Source organism: Streptomyces sp. NPDC033165 (assembly GCF_055577965.1).
Window position 1 is genome coordinate 1 of sequence record NZ_JBVIPK010000030.1, and the last position, 15,309, is coordinate 15,309.

General features: G+C 67.4%; 13 protein-coding genes and 4 pseudogenes. 13 read left to right on the forward strand and 4 right to left on the reverse strand.

Annotated features, from left to right (window positions below; translation table 11 throughout):
- The first annotated feature begins 356 nt into the window (after positions 1-356).
- The 5 genes from ACZ5WC_RS32905 to ACZ5WC_RS32925 all read left to right on the forward strand — a co-directional run bounded on the left by ACZ5WC_RS32905 (position 357) and on the right by ACZ5WC_RS32925 (position 3,529).
- A complete protein-coding gene (locus tag ACZ5WC_RS32905) occupies positions 357-596 on the forward strand; it encodes a hypothetical protein (RefSeq protein WP_468544257.1) in 240 nt (79 codons plus the stop codon).
- Positions 593-1,066 (forward strand): hypothetical protein, encoded by a 474-nt coding sequence (locus tag ACZ5WC_RS32910; RefSeq protein ID WP_468544258.1) that lies wholly within the window; start codon positions 593-595, stop codon positions 1,064-1,066. The genes ACZ5WC_RS32905 and ACZ5WC_RS32910 overlap by 4 nt, the downstream gene beginning before the upstream one ends.
- A 550-nt stretch (positions 1,067-1,616) precedes the next feature.
- Positions 1,617-2,213: a hypothetical protein gene (locus ACZ5WC_RS32915; RefSeq protein ID WP_468544259.1), complete on the forward strand. Its 597-nt coding sequence runs from the start codon at positions 1,617-1,619 to the stop codon at positions 2,211-2,213.
- Positions 2,214-2,548: 335 nt separating this feature from the next.
- The gene (locus ACZ5WC_RS32920; protein WP_468544260.1) at positions 2,549-3,286 is read left to right on the forward strand and encodes a VOC family protein; all 738 of its coding nucleotides are present in this window, start codon (positions 2,549-2,551) and stop codon (positions 3,284-3,286) included.
- A 129-nt stretch (positions 3,287-3,415) separates the two neighbouring features.
- Positions 3,416-3,529 carry an ATPase gene (locus tag ACZ5WC_RS32925; protein WP_468544261.1) on the forward strand — a complete coding sequence of 38 codons (114 nt, stop codon included), beginning with the start codon at positions 3,416-3,418 and terminating at the stop codon, positions 3,527-3,529.
- 60 nt (positions 3,530-3,589) lie between these two features.
- Here the strand turns inward: ACZ5WC_RS32925 and ACZ5WC_RS32930 are convergent, their stop codons facing one another.
- Positions 3,590-3,955, reverse strand: coding sequence for a nuclear transport factor 2 family protein (locus ACZ5WC_RS32930; RefSeq protein ID WP_468544262.1), 366 nt, complete (start codon positions 3,953-3,955; stop codon positions 3,590-3,592).
- Positions 3,956-4,504: 549 nt separating this feature from the next.
- Between ACZ5WC_RS32930 and ACZ5WC_RS32935 the strand changes: the two genes are divergently transcribed.
- Complete coding sequence (locus ACZ5WC_RS32935) at positions 4,505-4,609, forward strand: hypothetical protein (RefSeq protein ID WP_468544263.1); 105 nt, start codon at positions 4,505-4,507, stop codon at positions 4,607-4,609.
- 269 nt (positions 4,610-4,878) lie between these two features.
- Here the strand turns inward: ACZ5WC_RS32935 and ACZ5WC_RS32940 are convergent, their stop codons facing one another.
- A complete protein-coding gene (locus ACZ5WC_RS32940) occupies positions 4,879-5,016 on the reverse strand; it encodes a hypothetical protein (RefSeq protein WP_468544264.1) in 138 nt (45 codons plus the stop codon).
- A gap of 859 nt (positions 5,017-5,875) precedes the next feature.
- Here ACZ5WC_RS32940 and ACZ5WC_RS32945 point away from each other — a divergent pair.
- Positions 5,876-6,412: pseudogene (locus tag ACZ5WC_RS32945) on the forward strand (hypothetical protein).
- Here the strand turns inward: ACZ5WC_RS32945 and ACZ5WC_RS32950 are convergent.
- Positions 6,369-7,010 carry an IS5 family transposase gene (locus tag ACZ5WC_RS32950; protein WP_468544265.1) on the reverse strand — a complete coding sequence of 214 codons (642 nt, stop codon included), beginning with the start codon at positions 7,008-7,010 and terminating at the stop codon, positions 6,369-6,371. The pseudogene ACZ5WC_RS32945 and the gene ACZ5WC_RS32950 overlap by 44 nt on opposite strands.
- A 738-nt stretch (positions 7,011-7,748) precedes the next feature.
- On the opposite strand from ACZ5WC_RS32950, the gene ACZ5WC_RS32955 reads away from it, so the two are divergent.
- The 3 genes from ACZ5WC_RS32955 to ACZ5WC_RS32965 all read left to right on the forward strand — a co-directional run bounded on the left by ACZ5WC_RS32955 (position 7,749) and on the right by ACZ5WC_RS32965 (position 11,548).
- Positions 7,749-8,189, forward strand: coding sequence for a VOC family protein (locus tag ACZ5WC_RS32955; RefSeq protein WP_468544266.1), 441 nt, complete (start codon positions 7,749-7,751; stop codon positions 8,187-8,189).
- 1,197 nt (positions 8,190-9,386) lie between these two features.
- Positions 9,387-9,632: a hypothetical protein gene (locus tag ACZ5WC_RS32960; RefSeq protein WP_468544267.1), complete on the forward strand. Its 246-nt coding sequence runs from the start codon at positions 9,387-9,389 to the stop codon at positions 9,630-9,632.
- A gap of 326 nt (positions 9,633-9,958) precedes the next feature.
- Positions 9,959-11,548, forward strand: a complete 1,590-nt coding sequence (locus tag ACZ5WC_RS32965; RefSeq protein WP_468544268.1) for an ISL3 family transposase — start codon at positions 9,959-9,961, stop codon at positions 11,546-11,548.
- Between the two features lie 23 nt (positions 11,549-11,571).
- Here the strand turns inward: ACZ5WC_RS32965 and ACZ5WC_RS32970 are convergent, their stop codons facing one another.
- Positions 11,572-12,141 (reverse strand): suppressor of fused domain protein, encoded by a 570-nt coding sequence (locus tag ACZ5WC_RS32970; protein WP_468544269.1) that lies wholly within the window; start codon positions 12,139-12,141, stop codon positions 11,572-11,574.
- Positions 12,142-12,403: 262 nt separating this feature from the next.
- Here ACZ5WC_RS32970 and ACZ5WC_RS32975 point away from each other — a divergent pair.
- The 3 pseudogenes from ACZ5WC_RS32975 to ACZ5WC_RS32985 all read left to right on the forward strand — a co-directional run.
- Positions 12,404-13,279 (forward strand): annotated as a pseudogene (locus ACZ5WC_RS32975) (S41 family peptidase); the annotation flags it as partial.
- Between the two features lie 207 nt (positions 13,280-13,486).
- A pseudogene (locus ACZ5WC_RS32980) lies at positions 13,487-13,945 on the forward strand (transposase); the annotation flags it as partial.
- A 161-nt stretch (positions 13,946-14,106) separates the two neighbouring features.
- Positions 14,107-15,193 (forward strand): annotated as a pseudogene (locus ACZ5WC_RS32985) (IS630 family transposase).
- The last annotated feature ends 116 nt before the right edge of the window (positions 15,194-15,309 follow it).

Sequence of the window (15,309 nt, forward strand, 5' to 3'; positions counted from 1 at the left end):
GCTGGAACAAGTCCCACAACTCGTCTGGCACCAACCGCTCAACGATCCCCACCATGACTCACAGACTACCGAGCCACCCAAATGAGATGACCTCTAAGGCACCGCCCAGTTCGCTGCCCTGGCACGGCGGCTCGTCGCCGAGTCGCCGGTGCGGCTGACGGTGATGGATTTGTCCGGCACTCGCAGCACGCAACGGGTCGGCGGCTCGACCCCAGCCCCGAGCGGCACGGCGACGAGCTCGATGCCCTGCCCGGGCTGAGCATGGCCTGCGACCGCGAGGACCGCGTCCGCTACCGCACCTCCTGGCCGGCGCACACTTCGCCATCGCCCCATTCTGTGCGGGCTGCCTCTGGTCGATGTCCGTTTTCGACTGCCAGGGCATAGGCCTGCCCGCGACCGCCCAGCGCACCGGATGGCTCGCCGAGCACATCAACGACGGCCTCCTCTTCGACACCGCCAACCAGGCCGTGCAGATCGCCCGGAGGCTTGCCACAGACCCGGCGTTCTACAGGGTGCACGCCAAGCGCACGCACGCCTTCACCGCCGAGTTCACCCCAGCCGTCGCCGCGGCCCGCTACCTGGAGGCGATTGCGTGACCAGCCGGTTCGACGCGGTGCTGCTGTCGTACGACGAGCTGATGGCGAACACCCTGCACTCCCGGCTGAGCCGGGTGTTGGGTGGCACCGTCAAACGCCTTCACGGAGTACGTGGGATGCGCCGCGCCTTCCGGATCACTGCCGAACGGGCCGTCAGCGAGCAGGTCTTCCTCGCTGACGGGGACTTCTCCATCGACTCCATCGACTCAGCGCTTCCCACCGCCGCGGTCGAGCCGTTGGCCGATGGCGTTTCGATGTGGGTGTGGCAGGTGGCCAGCCCAGTCAACGGCCCGACCTTCAGCTGCGGCGGCCTCAAACTGATCCGCGCGAGCGCACTGCGACAGATGGGCGACGCCGTTGACGTGCTGGCCGCGCCACCTGGCAGGGTGGAGTTCTGCGCCCTCAACGATCCGGCCCGGCTGAAGAAGCACTTCACTGCCCTGCACGGCGAGCAGGCGGTCGCCGGATGACCGCGGGCCCGTTGGTGCTGATCGAGCCGTACACGCACCACGCGGGCGATCACCACCAGTGAACCCTGGCCGCGCTCGCCACATCGTGGCCGGGCAGCCTCGTGATCGTCCAGTACAGCGCCGCCGCCGACCTCGCTTCACTCCGTCAGGCCGAGGCGCGGCTGATCACCGGTACGTCCGGAAGTCTCGCGGCGGTGCTGCTGGCCACCGCACGAGCCGCACCGCGATGGTCTCGGCCGTGGGGCGGAAGACGTTCGCCGCCCGCCGCTGGCCACGCGGTCTACGACGGGTTCCGCACCAGGCCCCCCTGATCGCGTGGTGCCGGACCGAGGCGGCGTGCCTGCGCACCGGGCCGCGTCTCGTACGCGAGCCCGCCGCAGGGATGGTGCTCAGCGCGAGCGAGGGATTGCACGGCGCCGCCGCGCTCTGGGTGGGTTACGACGTGATTTCCGTGAACGGCCCCAGGTACCGGCTCAGGAACCCGGCTCGCTGCGATCGAGTGGGACCAGGAGAGCGCAGCGTAGCCGTTCGGGTGATCGACAATGAGTGCATGGATGTCCTTGAGTTGCTCGAATCAGCTTCTCTGCTGGTTCCGGAAGAGACCGCTTCGGAGAACGACATCACGGCGCGGGACATCTGGGACTACCTTGTCCACGACGAGTGGGAGATTGCCCTGGGACTGCTGGAGGAGCTCGGGGACGGTCGCACGCTCCCGCTGGTGTTCTGGGAGAAGCTGGCCGACGCGGCTGAGCAGCTCAGGCTAGAGCGGAGCGCGGCCTGGTGTCGTTGGCGCTGCTCGGAGATTCGGCACGGCGTGATCCGGGCGGATCTGACGCTCCGTCCTGCCGCTGAGGCGCGACGCACCACGGCAATTTCCGGCGCCGGTGTTCTGCGGCCCAAGTGGGACATCGGGCATCTCTCGCCCACCGGTGGACGTGCGGTCAGCATCGCCTTGCTCTGGGTTGAGAACATGCCCGTTCTGGAGCCCGGCGGCCGAGCCACGGTTCGCCTCGTGCCCCTCACTCCCTCCCACTGGACGCTCCTCCAGCCCGGCCAGCAGATCGCCATGCACGAGGACCGAACCGTGGCCGGCACCGCAGTCATCCTGGAGGTTCATCGCCCTGCCACCGTGATGCCCGCCGGTTGACGGGACCGGCTCACGGCCTTGCTGCTGGTGCACGTATCTCCGTACTTGCCTCCGTACTTGGCGGAGCGCACACAGGAGTACGCCGACAGCTGCGGATGTTCATCGGGAATGACGTCACTCGACGATCGAGATCGTTTCACCGGGACCGGATACGGGGTTTGAGTCTCGGCCGATGATCCGCGCTGGTTCGTGGTCCGTTGGCCGAGCTGTTCGAGGAATTCCTGCGGGCTGGCTGGCCGTGGCGATGCAGAGAAGAGGCGACGACGCCAGCACCGGTTCGAGCGCATCTCCGATCACGGCGGTTCGGGCCGACGGCAGCTTCTAGGATCTGAGGCATGGCAACAAGACTCGTGCAGATCAATATGAAGGCCCAGGATGACTCCATGCTCGGCCGGTTTTGGGCGGAGGCACTGGGTTGGGGTGTCGACAGCGAGGGGCCCGGGGTGACCAACCTCGAACCCGTGGGCTTCGTCTACCCCGACCCCGTGGCCGTCTGCATCGACATCATTGCCCGCCCGGAACCCAAAACGGTGAAGAACCGGGTGCACCTTGATCTGGCCACTACCTCGACAGCCCATCAGGCGGAATTGGTGGCGCGCCTGAAGGATCTCGGCGCGACGCTCGCTGACGTGGGTCAGGGTGACGTCCCCTGGACGGTCATGGCCGACCCGGAGGGCAACGAGTTCTGCGTCCTGGAGCCTCGTCCGATCTACCGGGGCGCCGGGCCGATCGGCGCAGTGGTGGTCGACTGCACCGACCCACGGGGCATGGCCCGGTTCTGGGGCGAGGCGATGGACTGGACGCTGCATGAGGTCACCGACGACCGCGCGGCCATGCGTTCCGCCAAAGGCGTCGGCCCCTACCTGGAGTTCCTCCGCACCCCCGACACCAAGAGCGTGTGGAACCGCGTTCACCTCGACGTTTGCCCCTACCCCGGGGAGGACCTGGGTGCAGAGGAAGCACGACTGCGCGCTCTGGGCGCCACCGACCCTGGTATCGACCAGTTCGCAATCTCCTGGACGGTTCTGGCCGATCCGGAAGGCAACGAGTTCTGCCTCCTCACCCCTCGCTGACCTTGAGTAACGGCTCCGGCCGTTTTCGGGCCAGCGGCGAAGAGCGCGTGGCGGCAGCGCCTGCTGCCGGAGAGAGGATCGTGCCTCCGGGTGATCCAGAGCGCGTCATCGACGCAAGGAAGGCCACGAGTGGGCCGTCGTAGGCGCCGTGCTTGCGACGGAACCGTCGTCGAGACCGGCATCGACTCCTACCGCTACGCCAATACCCGAGCCGGAGCCGAGGAGCCCGCCAAGGTCGGCTGATCTCTGCCGCTACCTCCCTCGATGGTCCGCCGCTCGCACGGGCGGCGGACCATCCTTCGGTCAGCTCGCCAAGGTCGCCTGGTGAAAGTACATACGCCAGCCCGTTCCCGTCAGACGCCACAAGGAGCTCCGCCATGCTCGGCGCCCGCTGTTGTCGGCGAAGTACGTCAAGTGAACGATCCCCGGAGCGAGTACGACCCCGGACATCTCGCTGACCTTGACCGGAGACTCCGGGGCCACTGAACCGGCACTCGTCACGGTGAGAATCGACGTCGCATCCCAGCGCCTGCCAGACACTCCGAACTCGATGAACTCCGGGTCCAGAAGCTCCGAGACCAGGACCGGGGAAGCGCGTACGGCAGGGTCGAGAAGCCGCATCTCCGCCGCGATTGCCGCCTGAACAGCCCGTTCACCTTCGTCTGCCATGCATGAAGCCTACGGGCGGACCCCATCCCACCAAAACGAATAGCTGACGGGACGGTGAGCGGCCAGGAGCGCCGTCCCTCCTCGTCAACAGTCCCGAGCGAGCCGATCCCCGAACACAGTCGGAACCCGTGCACAAGTGCTGTCACCTGACAGGTTCTGGCTCAACTCCCTGTGGGAGCAGTCCCCAGCTCGACGATCGGCCCACCCCCGAGTCGTGCACGCCGTTGCCGCCGATGCTGATGATCCGGCCGACGCGGACACGTCGCTTGGCAGGTAGGGAGGCGGCGGCCTCGGCACGTCGAGCACCTTCGACGGCCTGATCGGAATCCTTCTGGGCCAGACGGCGAGCAGGGCTGGCACGGGCCCGGGCCCTACCCGCCCCTACTCGCCCACCGAATCCCCCCTGACCGTGGCCAGGTTCACCAAGAGCCAGTGTCGGCCCCCTGCCCGTCCCGCTCCCGGTGCGCTACCACCGCAGACAGCGCCCGCACCGTGGGCTTCCCCCACGAGAACTCCGACCTGTAACTCCGCGTCCGCGCCGAGCAACAGATGCCCCAGTGGAAGTCCCGCTACGCGGTCCGCTCCGGAGTGGAGGGCACGGTCAACGAGTTCGCCCATGGACACGGCATACAACGCTGCCGCTACCGCGGATAGGGAACGCTCACATCCAACGAGTCCTGATTGGCCATCGCCGTCCACATCGAGCACCTCAACGGACTACCACCGGTCGAGGGAGCACCTACACCCCGCCGACCGACCGCCTTCCAGACCACCTCGACCAGCGTGAGCTGCCCCGACCGAAATCCTGGTGAACTCCGCGCACCCGATCTGGACAACTCCAAGAGCCCCGACAGAGTCAAGCCAAGTGTGGTTGGACCCGAATCATCAAGGTGTGGATGCGGGCCCAGCTCTGGCGCAGAGAGTCAGCGCCTGTCGTCCATCTCGTCCTGGACGTCATCGAAGCTGCGCTGACCGCTCTGGCGGGCTTCATCCGCACGTTCGCGCAGACGGTCCTGCTCGGTCCGGCCGCGGCCGCGAGCCTCGTTCTGCTTGCTCTGCAACTCTTTTTGGTCTTGTTCGCCATGTTCTGCATCTCATCCTTGATGCCCATGAGGGAATGCTCCGCTCGCTGTGGGGTGGTTGATCCTTGGCGAGCCTGGCGTGCAGATCGCCGCGGTACCTCTCGTGCTGCGCCGGCCGAGTGCGGTCTGACGTCGCGGTTGGCAGAGGAATTTGCTCAGGGTCGGAACACCGACTCTTCACCAGCAGACCAGGCCACCAACGGAGGGTTCGCGCCCCTCCCCGCCATCACTGCCCTCCGTTCCCCGGAGCCCTGAAGGCCCGGCCGCTACCAGACCATCTCCGTCAGGGTCGGTCCGTTCATCGAACGCGCCCACACCCGGCCCGGCGACGACCACGGTCCTGACCTCCTCGCCGTCACCCTGGAGCACCCCGCGGGCCCGTACGCGACCTACGGAGCCCGCGACCGGAAGCTGGGCCGGCTGAGCTGCGAGACAACCAAGATCCTCGGAGCCTGGAACCCGCCTACGCACCACTCACCCACGCCGCCGCAGGCCTGCACCTCCACAGCGACATCGGCATGGAACCCGCGAAAGACGCCATCTACATCGAAGCCCGTGAACGCGACGACACCACCGACGGCTACACCCGGCTGCCCCTTGGCCCGTACACCCGGGCCCGGCACGCCTCCAGGACGTCGATCGGCTCGCGATGCCGTGCTGGAGGGGCGGAAGACCACCACCGTGCCGGGTTCGGGTTCTCCGCGTGCCCGGCTTCACCTGACGTCAGAAGTTGTTGTCTTTCCGGACTTGAGGGCGGTGTTTTCTCTGGTGAGGAGTAGGGGCGGTGATTCTGTGGGCGTCGTGACCTGTCGTGTCGTTGCTCCCCGGGAGGTTGCGGATGCCGTCGGTTGTCGGACTGCTGGAACAGCACGAGCTCGCAGCTCGCTGTCGGGTCGGCGGGCTGCGTGAGGAGGCCGACCGTATCCAGGCCGAGCTGGCCGTGGCCGAGCTGGAGTGGCAGGAGTGGGTGATCGCCCGCAGGCGGGTCGATGCGGTGCTGGCTCCGGACGGCGGTAGCACTGCCGACACGGGGGATGTCCCGGATCCGGGGGCTGCGGGCGGGCAGGCGGCGCCCCGGGATGCGGCGAAGCCGAAGTCGCAGGTGCCGGTGTGGCGTGAGGGGCTGGCCTGGTCGGTGCTGTCGGTGGACTACCAGCGCATCCTCACCGCGCTCGCGGACCGGGACCGGCTCCATCAAGGGCCGCTGACCTGCCAGGAGATGGCCGCCATGTTCGGCATGGACGCGGTGCCGGCCTAGGTGGAGGCACTGAGGTCGAAGGCGAAACGCCTGGTCGCGCGGGGCTGGCTGACTGAGCCCGCGCCGGGCCGCTTCATGGTCGCGCAGGGTGTGGCCGGGCGAGGCGGCGGGTCATGAGCAGGGTCATCGACCAGTAGTTCATCGTCTCGGCGCTGGTGGTGCGGCGCTCGTAGTCGCGTGCCAGGCGGCGGGTGCGCATCAGGTGGGCGAAGAGCCGCTCGACGATCCACCGCTTGGGCAGGACCACGAAGCCGCGCATGTCGTCGCTGCGTTTGACGATCGCGAGGACCAGGGTGAGCGTGGCCAGGCAGTGCTCGACGAGGGGGCCGGTGTAGCAGTCGTCGGCCCAGACCAGTTCCAGCCGGTGGTGCGCGTCGGCGGCCTGCCCGAGCAGGACCTGGGCGACGGCGCGGTCGCCGGTGTCCGCGGCGGTGACCATCACGCCCAGCAGCAGGCCGAGGGTGTCGGCCACGACGTGCCGTTTGCGTCCGTTGATCAGCTTGCCGCCGTCGAAGCCACGGCTGTCGGAGCCGACGACGGCATCCGCCTTGACGGACTGCGAGTCGATCACGCCGGCCGTCGGCTCCGTGTCGCGCCCCTCCATCTCGCGGATCCCCGATCGCAGCCGGTTGTGGAACTCCTGGACCAGGCCGTGGTCGCACCAGCGGCGGAAGAATGCGTATGCCCGGTCCGATGGCGGGAAGTCCGCGGGCATGGCCCGCCACTTGATCCCGTTGTCGACGAGCTAGCGGATCGCGTCCAGTATCGCCCGGTGGCAGTACGCCTCCGGCTGCCCGCCCCGGCCGCGCAGCCAGCCGGGCACCGGCAGCAGCGGCCGGACCACGGCCCACTCCGCGTCCGTCATGTCCGAGGGGATACCGCCGAACACGTTCCGGGCGATCGGCCGCGTTTGCGAACCGGTGAGCGACACAACCACACGTCGGTGCGGCCGAGTTGAACTCCACCGGCGCGAGCACGTACAACTGCGGCAACAGGGTCTCCTGGATCACGGTTGGCTTCGCAACCCCGAGCTACCAAGAGGCCCTGCCTTCATGCCCGCGACCAGCTGCGATCACCCGACCGAGACTCCCGTTCGACACACCCCTCAAGATCGCAACGACAACAGCTACTCAGCGACCATCAGCTGTTCTCCGGCCCGTACGAGGCCCGACATCGCGCTCCTGACCGCCGCCGCCAAGGGGGGACCGGGACCGCTTGACCACGCCCCTGTACGCGATGGAGACCAGCGAGAGCGACGACGGCAGTGCCCTCCCTACCGAATGCATCTGGCCCCCGGCGCGGACGCGGTGGAGAATCGCTTCGTCATCCACCGCGGCCTGCACGTCGCCGGGAGCGACGACAAACCGACGACGACTCCTACCCCGGTCGGCTTCCTGCCCCTTGGCAAGTCAGCGCGTTGAGTAAAATGTTCTTGGACGACACGGGGGCATCCATGAGCCAGACGCCTACGATGAGCGGCATGTCGCCCGATGCCTCCCTGTCCTCTGTATGGCCGGTCCTGCACTACGACGACACGAAGGCGGCGCTGCGCTTCCTGGTCCATGTGCTGGGGTTCGAGCAGGCGGTCGCCGTGTCGGACGAGCACGGCGGAATCGGGCACGCGGAGCTGCGCTGGCCTGGCGGTGGTGCGTTGGTGTTCGGTTCGACCCGGCACACGGACAGCGTGCACGGGCGGATGCGGGCGGGAACCAGCGCGGTCTACGTGGTGAGCGATGACGTGGATGCGGTGCACCGGCGAGTGGTCGGCGCCGGCGGCGAGGTCCTCGAAGCGCCGCATGAGACCCGGTTCGGGTCAGGCGCGGCGGCGTACGTATGCACGGTGCGGGACCCGGAGGGCAACCTGTGGACCTTCGGCACCTACCGCGGTCCTTGACCGGAGTAGGACGCAGCAACCGAGACGCGCAGGACCTTGGCCTACGGGCACCTTGGTGCTCGGAACGTGTCGGCACTGATCTGCCCTTCTCCTTCGAGCACATCTCGTCCTCGGGAAGGTCCATGCATCCGGGGTGTCGATGAACGTGTGCTTGACCTTGCGGGACTCTTCAGATGGGAGAAGAGCTCCGGGGCGTCCCTGGAGACCACACCGGCATCGACGTTCAGGTGCTCACAGTCGACGCCCTGCTCCGCGAGCTCGGAGCCCGCGGCCTCGCCCAGCTCCACTCCGACCTCTGCGGCGGCGCGCCCCTTGACTATCGTTCCTCCCGGTGCCCGTACTGCTCCGGCATCCGCGAGGACCCCACCCTGCCGACCTGCCGGTACGTTGGCTGCCCACCGCAGCACGAATGCGCCGCCCCGGCCCCAAACAGGTCGGGGGCTTCGTGCTGGGTGGCCAGGGCGTGGATGGCGGGGGTGCGGATGGTGACAAACGCGGAGTGGTAGGCCAGGCGTTCCTCTGTGCTGCGGGGCGGGTCGCCGGGCCGGGGAGGGACGACGGGGCAGGTGGTCGCGAAGCGGAGCCAGCCCTGCCAGGTGGTCAGCGGCCAGGACAGCTCAGCTCTGCCGCTTGACCACGGGTGACGGCAGTCATCCCCTGCGCGTGAAGGTCATGGCTCTGGTGGCGGCGCCGTCATGACGGGCTGATAACACAGGAGGCCGGTGCCGGTGCCGTCGCCCCTGTTGCTACCGACGACACCGGCACCGGCCGCACGCAGCCTGCGCGATGCCACGTCAACGTCCTCTGAGCACTCCACTCCTCCGCGACGGATGATGCCGCGAACGCCCACCGCTCTCAGAGCTTGACAGACCGCATCAGCCTCGGGCTTTCACGAGCGGGCTTGTGCGGATCTTGATCAGGCCAAGCGGAGAGTGCTGCTGAGCTGCGTCGGTGGGGCTTGCCAGGGGTTCTGTCGGCTGAGAGGAAGCAAGCACTTTCCAGGTGAACGAGCGCATCGTGCCGCAGCCGCCTGCCCGAGCCTATGTCGGCGGTGCCGCGGGGGCGCGGAGGTGCCCGCAAAACGGCTGGTCACGAGAGAGGTCTCTGCAGGACCCTGTGGGTATGCCTCAACGTCTCATGTTCGTGCAGTTGAAGACTGGATACAACACCGACCGCGGACCCTCGTGGATCGGGTGGGTGGACTTCTCGAAGACCTGGAGTACTGCGTACTTTCACGGGAGGACACTGCGCCGGGCAGGGGGAATGTTCGATGCGAACTTCTACGACGTGCAGACCGACGAGGAGTTCTGGATCTCCGGGCCGAAGCGGGACCGCACGGACACCCGCTACGGCCTCTCCAACCCTGAAATCCAGCCGGAAGCCGCCGATACCTATCGCGCCTTCCTGGAGGGCGCACCTCTACCGGGCCGGGAAAACGGCTGACCTCGCGCCCCTGCGAGCGGGGTTGTCCGGATGATGCCTGCCCCGTACGCCTCCGAAACAAGCGCCATCCCCCGACTCCGCCGCAACCTGGGGGGGCTCACCTCCGGGTGAGCGGAGACTACGCCTTTCCAGGAACCATCGAAGCCCAACACCACGGCTCGACTCCGCTCGCGCGGAGACCACGACTGGCTTTGCCCACGAGAACGGGTTCTGGCTCAACTTCTGTGACAGGCCACTCTGAGTAGTGGGTGGACGTCTCCGGGTGGTACGCGAAGTCGCCCGAAAATGAGCTGTGCCCGGGGCGGTTGGGCCGACAGTTCGGTGCTGTGGAAGAGGTCGCGCTCCAGCTGGAGGAGCTGTTGGTCCCGTCGATCGCGGATGTCGCGGTGCTGTCGGTGGACGTGGACATCGCGTTAGTACGCCTCGAAGCGCGCTGCATCACGGATGGCGCTGAGTGTCCGGGGTGCGGGGTCTGGTCGAATCGGGTCCATGGCTCCTACCTGCGGTTTCCCGCTGATGTGGCGAGCGCCGGACGAAGCAATGTTCTCCGGCTGAGGGTCCGCCGGTTCGTCTGCGAAAACTCGGGCTGCGCACGCCGCACCTTCATCGAGCAGATACCCGGCCTGACCCGCCGACACGGTGGACCGAGCGGCTGCGTTCGAACCTGGCCGCGATCGGCCTCGCCCTGGCTGGCCGAGCCGGCGCCCGCCTGGCCGCCGTCCTCGGGGTGTCTGTCAGCCGCAGCACAGTCCTGCGGCTGGTCGACGCCCTCCCCCGAGCCCGAGGTGCCCGCCCCGCGTGTGGTCGGCGTCGACGAGTACTCCACGCGCAAGGGCCGCCACTACGGCACCGTCCTTGTCGACATCGGAACCCGCCGTCCCGTGGATCTGCTGCCCGACAGGGAGGCATCCAGCCTGGCAGCCTGGCTCACCGAACGGCCCGGCGTCGAGGTCGTATGCCGGGGTCGGGCGCCGTTCTTCACCGAAGGTGCCACCGTCGGTGCCCCGCAGGCCATCCAGGTCGCGGACCGGTGGCACCTCTGGCACAACCTGAGCGAAGCCGCCGAGCGGAGCGTCGCCCAGCACCGCAGTTGCCTCCGATCCTTGGTTCCCGCGGTCCCTCAACCCGCGCCCGCCCCTGTCGAGGACCCGGACGGGTCGCCCTGGCCGCGAGGACACCGGTTCGCCGACCGCACCCGTGCCCGGCACGCTGCCGTCCACGCACTGCTGGAGGCCGGCCACAGCCGCCGCTCGATCCAGCGCCAGCTCGGCATGACCTACCGCACCGTCAAGCAGCTCGCCAACGCTGCGACGCCGGAGGAACTCTTCACCGGCCAGTGGCAGAACCGGCCCTCCGTCCTCGACGACTACAAGCCATACCTCGACGACCGATGGAACGAGGGCTGCGCCAATGCCTGGAAACTGTGGGAGGAGATCGTGCCGCTCGGCTACAAGGGCAGCTACCAGCGCGTCCGCGCCTACCTCCACGACAAGCGCACTTCGCCACGGTCGGCGACCGCCCGGCCGCCCTCGCCCCGGACGGTCGCCGGATGGATCCTCCGGCGTCCGGAAACGCTCACCGAGCCCGAAGAGCTCCAGCTCAAGACCGTCCGCGCTCACTGCCCCGAACTCGACGCGCTCACCCGGCACGTCCGCTTCTTCGCGACCATGCTCACCGAACGCCAGGGTGAGCGCCTGCCGGACTGGCTCGATGCCGTCCGGCGGGACGAGCTGCCGAGCCTTCACACCCTCGCCGCCGGCATCCACCGCGACCTCAACGCCGTCACCGTCGGCCTGACCCTGCCCTGGAGCTCGGGCACTGTCGAGGGCCATGTCAACCGGATCAAGATGCTCAAGCGTCAGATGTTCGGCCGTGCTGGGTTCGCACTTCTACGCAAAGGAGTGCTGCTCGCGTGATGTCGCCCATCAAGGCATCCAGATCAGATCGCGGGGCTACGCAGCACGTCAGTGGGCTCCCACCCGCTCTTCCAGAAGGCTTCAAGCCCGTGCTCGTTGATGAACTGCCGCTCCACCTCGTGGATGGGGTACATCCCCTGGATGTTGATCACGTCGTGACCCTCGTGTCCTGGAACGCCAACGTCGATGCCCAGGTAGTCGGCTCTGTCGAGGACCAGCGGCGCGAACACGCAGAATGCCGTCATCTCCGACTCGGGCACGATTCGCTCACCGAAGTTGATGGTGCTGCCATAGCTGAATGGGCAGGTGCCACGGAGCTGCTCGGCAAGGAAGCCCACCGCGTGGGCCCAGATCACGTTGGTCGAGTTCACGCTGAGGCAGAGTTCCGGCGAGCCGTGCTGCCATTCCGGATGTTCTGCCAGCGACAAGCCGTAGGTGAGCGTGGTGAGAAGCCCGTCCGGCAGGTCGTCGTAAACGATCTCCGTCAGGCCCCGCAGCCCCTGCTTGGTCGACTCGACAGGGAAGAAACGGGGCTCCCTTCCTCCGGAAAGTCGATCAAGGTGGGCGAGGTACTTCTCAACGCGACTGGCCATGTGTCCAGCCTGCACGATCGTTCTCCGGTGCACGCCACCGGGGCCGTCACCAGTAACGCTCCGCAACAGGTCCACAGAAGTTGAGCCAGAACCCGTTCTCGTGGGTAAAGCCAGTCCCTCAATGCGAGGCCCCTGGGTGCTGCCGGTAGTGGGGGGGGCTGGCCCCACCCTCGATCAACCGGACAGCCGGATGGCCGGGAGAACGCCGTGTCGGCGACCGTGGGTCTGTCCCGAGCAAGCCGCCTACAGAGAAGGCAAGATCGTGCGCGTTGTCACGGCGACCGCCGTCGCACTGGCCCTCGCCGGCGGAGCTGCGCCGGTCGCCGCTGCCCACCAGTCGACCACGGACGGAATCTGGTGCATGGACGGCTACGGCACAGTGCTATCCATCCGGAACGGAACCCTCCAGGAGTACCAGACCACCGCCGTCAGCTGCCTCAAGGGCCACTCCGCGCAGCGGACCGGCCCCGGCACCAACACCACGCCCGACGGCACTGTCCTCACTGTGCGCCCCCAAGGAGGCCGCGACCGCGGGTCCATGCGGGTGGACGGCTCCGTCGGCGACCGGAACCTGCGCCGGATCCAGGAGTTGCCCGACGCCTGCACGCGTCCGGCCCCCAAGGGGCCGCTCGATGCCTTTGACGTCTTCTGGCCGTCCTTCGAGGAGAACTACTCCTTCCTTTCCGCCAAGGGCATCGACTGGCACGCTGTACGCGACCAATACCGGCCCAAGGCGCACGCGAAGCCGACCAAGGACGAGCTCTTCGCCGTCTTCAGTGAGATGGTCGAGCCGCTCTACGATTCCCATGTTGCCGTTCAGGACGGCGATCGCGTCTTCGCGCAGGTTCGCCCCGGCACCGTCCTGCCCACCGAGGAGTTGGACACCAAGGTCAAGAAGTTCATCGTGGCGCACGACCTCAAGGACGCCCGGAACCTCCAGGACTTCGCCACCGGGCGGATCGCCTACGCCGACCTCCCCAGCGGGCAGGGCTATTTGCGGATCTCCGGCTTCGGCGGATACGCGGGCGATGGAGCCCCCTACACTGCCCTGCTGGCCAAGCTCGACAGAGCGCTGGATACGGTCCCCAGCCAGGAGCGCACCCAGCGTCTGAAGGGCTTGATCAGCGACCTGCGGATCTTACCCCCGCGACCCGCGCGACGGCCCGGACACCTCCATGCCCCAGCAGCCTCGCCTCGGCTACCAGCAGCAGACGTCGCTGCCGCTCGTCCAGATGCGGCAGCAATATCGCGAACGGCACGGTGAGTTGGCCGTGCTCCCCCTCCGAGAACGCCATACCAGGTCAACGTGGCACGCTGCCGGAAGCGACACCTTGTTTCCGTTCGGCTTCACCTGCTGCGGAACTCCTTCCGCTATGCAGCCCGCCAGGACTGGGACAAGATTGCCAAGCTCCTCAAGCCCCTCTGCACCGCGGCGACCGAGGAGGCCGTACTCGAACGGTTCGCGGAGTCTGCCGACGCGTGGGGCAAGAAGTATCCGGCGATCGTCCGGCTCTGGGAGAATGCGTGGGAGGAGTTCGCCCCGTTCCTCCGCTTCGACACCGAGATCCGCCGCATCTTCTGCACCACGAACGCTACCGAGTCCGTCAACGCCAGGATCCCCCGGGCGGTGAAGGCCTGCGGCCACTTCCCGAATGAGCAGGCCGCCCTGAAGTGCCTCTACATGGCGATCATGTCCCTGGACCCGACCGGCAAGGGCCAGGCCCGCTGGACCATGCGCTGGAAGACCGCCCTGAACGCCTTCGACGTCACCTCCGACGGCCGGCTCGCCGCAGCACGTCAGTAGCCCTCAACAACCCGAGATGCACCACTCGTTTGACAGACCCTCATCAGGCGAGGCTACGGCGCTCGTCCACTACACCGGAGGGAAGGGTTCCTGCAGATCGTTCGGTCCGTCCGATCTAGTGTCCTGAGGCGGTAGTTTGCTTGCGGTTATAGGGTGGGGCGATGCCTGGTCCGAAGCCGTTGCCGCTGGAGTTGCCCGATCGCGAACGCCGGTTGCTGCGTGGCTGGTTGCGCAAGCAGACCGCGTCGCAGGCACTGGTGCTGCGATCGAGAATCGTGCTGGCGTGTGCGGAAGGCTTGCCGAACGCGCGGGTCGCGGATGACCTGGGTATCTCGCGGGAGGACAGTGCGCAAGTGGCGGTCCCGGTTCGCCGCGGACCGGCTGGAGGGCCTGGTGGACCGGCCGCGCTCGGGGGCACCGCGGAGGATCACGGACGAGCAGGTCGAAGCCTTGGTCGCCAGGACGCTTGGCCAGACGCCGCCGACCGGTGATTCGCACTGGTCGACGCGTTCGATGGCCGAGGCGGAGGACATGTCGCAGTCGGCCGTCTCGCGGATCTGGCGGGCGTTCGGCCTCAAACCCCACATCGTTCAGACGTGGAAGCTGTCGACCGACCCGCAGTTCGTGACCAAGGTCCGCGACGTGGTCGGCATTTACCTGTCCCCGCCGGAGAACGCCCTGGTTTTGGCGGTGGATGAGAAGTCGCAGATACAGGCCCTGGACCGAACCCAGCCGGTGCTGCCGATGGAACCGACCACGCCGGCGAAGATGACCCATGACTACGTCCGGCACGGCACGACCAGCCTGTTCGCCGCCCTGGACATCGCCTTCGGCTCGGTCATCGCCCAGCACTACCGCCGCCGCCACCAGGAGTTCCTCCGCTTCCTGAAGGTCATCGACGCCGCAGTCCCCAAGCACCTCGAACTCCACCTGGTCCTGGACAACTACGCCACCCACAAGACCGAGCCGGTCAAGAAGTGGCTGCTGCGTCACTCCCGCTTCCACCTGCACTTCACCCCCACCTCAGCGTCCTGGCTCAACCTCGTCGAGCGCTGGTTCGCCGAGCTGACCTCCCGCAAACTCCGCCGCTCGGCCCACCGCAGCGTCGTCGAACTCGAACGAGACATCCGCCGCTGGATCAACGAGTGGGACAAGAACCCCAAGCCGTTCATCTGGACCAAGACCGCCGACGGCATCCTCGAAACCCTCACCGCATACTGCACACGAATTAACGACTCAGGACACTAGTGACCTGAGTCAGAGGTTCGGCGTTACTGAGGTTGAACTGGTGATGTCGTAGGGGCTGACGACTTCTCGCCGGTGCGGTATCACCGGGGTATGCGGTATCCACAAGGGGGCGGGCT